This window comes from Novosphingobium sp. (assembly GCF_027489515.1).
Classification (GTDB): Bacteria; Pseudomonadota; Alphaproteobacteria; order Sphingomonadales; family Sphingomonadaceae; genus Novosphingobium.
Map to the genome: position 1 here is coordinate 1 of NZ_JAIXZS010000084.1, position 3,221 is coordinate 3,221.

At 61.2% G+C, this 3,221-nt stretch carries 3 protein-coding genes; all 3 read right to left on the reverse strand.

The window, feature by feature from the left end:
* Positions 1-253 precede the first annotated feature (253 nt).
* On the reverse strand, positions 254-2,308 hold the full coding sequence (locus Q0082_RS15150) for a calcium-binding protein (RefSeq protein WP_298194211.1): 2,055 nt from the start codon (positions 2,306-2,308) through the stop codon (positions 254-256).
* A gap of 189 nt (positions 2,309-2,497) precedes the next feature.
* A complete protein-coding gene (rplI, locus tag Q0082_RS15155; RefSeq protein WP_298194215.1) occupies positions 2,498-3,097 on the reverse strand; it encodes a 50S ribosomal protein L9 in 600 nt (199 codons plus the stop codon).
* A gap of 12 nt (positions 3,098-3,109) precedes the next feature.
* The coding region (gene rpsR, locus Q0082_RS15160) for a 30S ribosomal protein S18 (RefSeq protein ID WP_298194217.1) at positions 3,110-3,221 on the reverse strand (112 nt) is incomplete at its 5' end.

Here is a 3,221-nt window from a genome sequence, read left to right on the forward strand (position 1 = left end):
AGATCCATCGATAAAGGCTGACCCATCCATGCTGGCCTCCTTCACCAGTACGGACTCTGAATCAGAGATCTACGACGATGGGAATCCCCAGCGATTCATAACGGTCGAAAACCGCTCTATTATGACGAGGGCGGGAACACGGCGGGCTCTGCCGCCGCGGTCCGCATCGCGGTGCTGACAAACAAGCCAGCGCTCCTCGACATCGGCGATTTTATCATGGCCTGATGCGCGCCTGTCCGCCGGGCGCTGCGGATCAGAGCGCGATCACCCCGATATCGCTGGCGTGAAGGTCGGGATGGCCAAGGAGGATCGCGATCTTGATCTGTGCCTGCCCGCCGACGCCGTCGGGATCGTAGAAGAGGGCTCCGGTGATAGCATTGTAGACGAGGTGCTGGTCTGCGGTCTGCGCGCGTGAGCCAAGCCTGAGCTCCGCATCTGTCAGCGCGGTGCCAGCATGCGAACCCAGCAGCGAGCCCGCGTCCACCTCGATCGAGAGGTGGTCCGACCCGCTCGTGAAATCGGAGATGATCACCGGTTTTATGCCCGCACCGGTTGCGGGAAACACAAAGGTATCGTTGCCGCCCCGCCCGGTGAGACGGTCGGCTCCGCCACCACCGGACAAGACGTTGTCTGCCTGGTTGCCGAAAATCAGGTTGGCAGCAGCATTGCCCTTGCCGTTGATCGCCGCCGTGCCCAGCAGATCGAGCCGCTCGACGTTGGCCGCGATCGTCGCGGAAACGTGGGCCAGCATGCGGTCGGCCCCTTCGCCGGCTTGTTCGATCACGCTGTCGCCGCCGTCGCGGATGTAGAACTTGTCGTTCCCTTTTCCTCCGATCAGCGTGTCACCGCCGCCGCGGCCATCCAGCTTGTCGTCGCCCGCAAGCCCGGTGAGCACGTTTGCGGCCAAATCGCCGAACAGCGTGTCATTGAAGGCGGACCCGGTCAGGTTCTCGATACTGCGCAAGTAATCGTTACCAGCGCCGCCGGTGTACTGCAGGCTGCTTTCCTTGATCAGCAGGTTCACATAGACCGCCGCCGAACTGTCTTCATAGGATGCGGTATCGCGTCCGGGACCACCATTGACAAAGTCATTGTCATCGCCGCCCTCGAGAATGTCATTCCCGGGGCCCCCGTCGAGGATGTCGTAGCCGCCCTTGCCGCTGATGGTATCATTGCCGGCAGCGCCGCCCAGATAGTCCGGCGCATCCGTGCCTTGAAGGACCATGTCCTCATCATCCATCACGACAACGGTGTTGCGGACGCTTGCCAGGATGCTCTCGTTGGAGAACGTTATGTCGATGACTTCATTGCCTTCGGAAACCGCGTCTCCCGCGATCTGAATGATCAGTTCGGTGGTCGCTTCCCCCGCGGCGAAATGCACGACGCCAGAAAGGGCCCCGCCGACAAAGTCCGAGACATCGACGGATCTATAAGGGCCGTCAGTATTGATCGCCCAGTTCACCTCGAGCGCACCATCCAGCGGTCCATTGCGCGTGACGGTGAAATGCAGTGGTGTCGTCTGACCAGTCCCTTCGAGCACGCCCTTGAAGTAAGTGGCATAGCTTCCGCCGTCTTTGGTTTGAACATGTAGATCGTATCCCTGGCTAAGCGGATCGATCGCGACGGCAAGGTCGGTCGGCTGGGCGTTGCGGACCTGATAGTTGAAGACGCCCGGTACGCCGATGTTGCTCGCCGTCGGCAGACCGAGCAATGCCTTGGTGTCCCCATAGTCTGCCCAGATCATCGAATGACTCGATTCCGGGCCCTCATGGCCGAGCTGATAGCGGTAGGGCACCCGAATTGCGGCGTAGACCGAATCGGAGCTCAACCATTCGACAGCCTCGTAGCGAACCACGATATCGAAATCGCCCTTGGTCCCGGTCAGGCCGCTCTTGTCCGACAGGGTCAACTGGAAAGCATCGCTTCCGGTGACCGACGGGTCATTGGATTGCACGTCGTCCCAGGTGATAGTGACCCGGTGGGTGACGGGATTGAGGTCCCAAAAGACGCGGCCCGAACCGGTGGATGTGCCGCCGGCGGATGCGGTATGAGCCGAGGGTGTGTCGTCGACATAGGTCTGCAACGGGGCGATGGAAGCCACATAAGTACCGAGCTTTTTCGAGTCGTCGATCAGGCTCACCATGCCATCCGCCCACACGATCATTCCGGTGACCGGCTTGCCGAAGTAGCTCAGTCCGCCCGGAATGGTGCTGGTAAGATCGATATAGCCGGAATTGTCCTCGCCCGATGCAAGCGCGTTTTCGCCGAAGCCTGACGGACCACCTAAGTTATTGACAAGGTTTGCCATTGCAGCGTGCTGAGTCCCGACAGAATGTGGTACGGATCAATTGAAAACCGTGCGGACCCAGCTTTGTTTTGTTGATCGTCTCACAAGTTGCCAGCTTTGTACAGAAACCCCGGATTGATCCCGGAAGGCACGAAAAAGGGGCGCTTCCTTGCGGGAAGCGCCCCTTTTTGTTTGCCGTGCGGCCGAGGCTCAGGCCTCGGTGCCCTCAGCACGTTCCTCGAGCAGGTCAGCCGGGATTTCGCCCGGTTCCGCGTTGGGATCGTATTCCTCGGTGAAGCCGCCGACTTCGGTATCGAACATCGCGTCGATGACGTCGACGCCCTGCGACTGCAGCGCGGCTTCGTCGGGCGAACGGGCGACGTTGACCTTGACCGTCACGCTCACTTCGGGGTGGAGCGCGACCTTCACGGTCGAGATGCCGATGGTCTTGATCGGGCGTTCCAGCACGACCATCGACTTCGTCACCTTGGCGCCCTGTTCGACCAGCGCGTCGACGATGTCGCGCACCGAAACCGAACCGTAGAGCTGGCCGGCGTTGGACGAGGCGCGGATCAGCACCACTTCCTTGCCTTCGACGTTGCCGGCTTCAGCCTGCGCGTCGGAACGACGGGCGGCGTTGTCGGCCTCGATCTTGGCGCGGTTCGCTTCGAAGACCTTGCGGTTGGCTTCGTTGGCGCGAAGGGCCTTCTTGTTGGGCAGCAGGAAGTTGCGCGCGTAGCCGTCCTTGACGGTCACGACGTCGCCGATGGAGCCCAGCTTCTCGATGCGCTCGAGCAGGATGATCTGCATGGTCTGCGCTCCTTACTTGACGATGTAGGGAAGCAGGCCGATGTGCCGGGCGCGCTTGATCGCCTGGCCCAGCTCACGCTGCTTCTTTGCCGAAACGGCGGTGATGCGCGAAGGCACGATCTTG

Coding starts and splice junctions, on each gene's coding strand:
- rplI (WP_298194215.1), bottom strand. CDS start 3,097: ATGCAGATCATCCTGCTCGAGCGCATCGAGAAGCTGGGCTCCATCGGC.
- Q0082_RS15150 (WP_298194211.1), bottom strand. CDS start 2,308: ATGGCAAACCTTGTCAATAACTTAGGTGGTCCGTCAGGCTTCGGCGAA.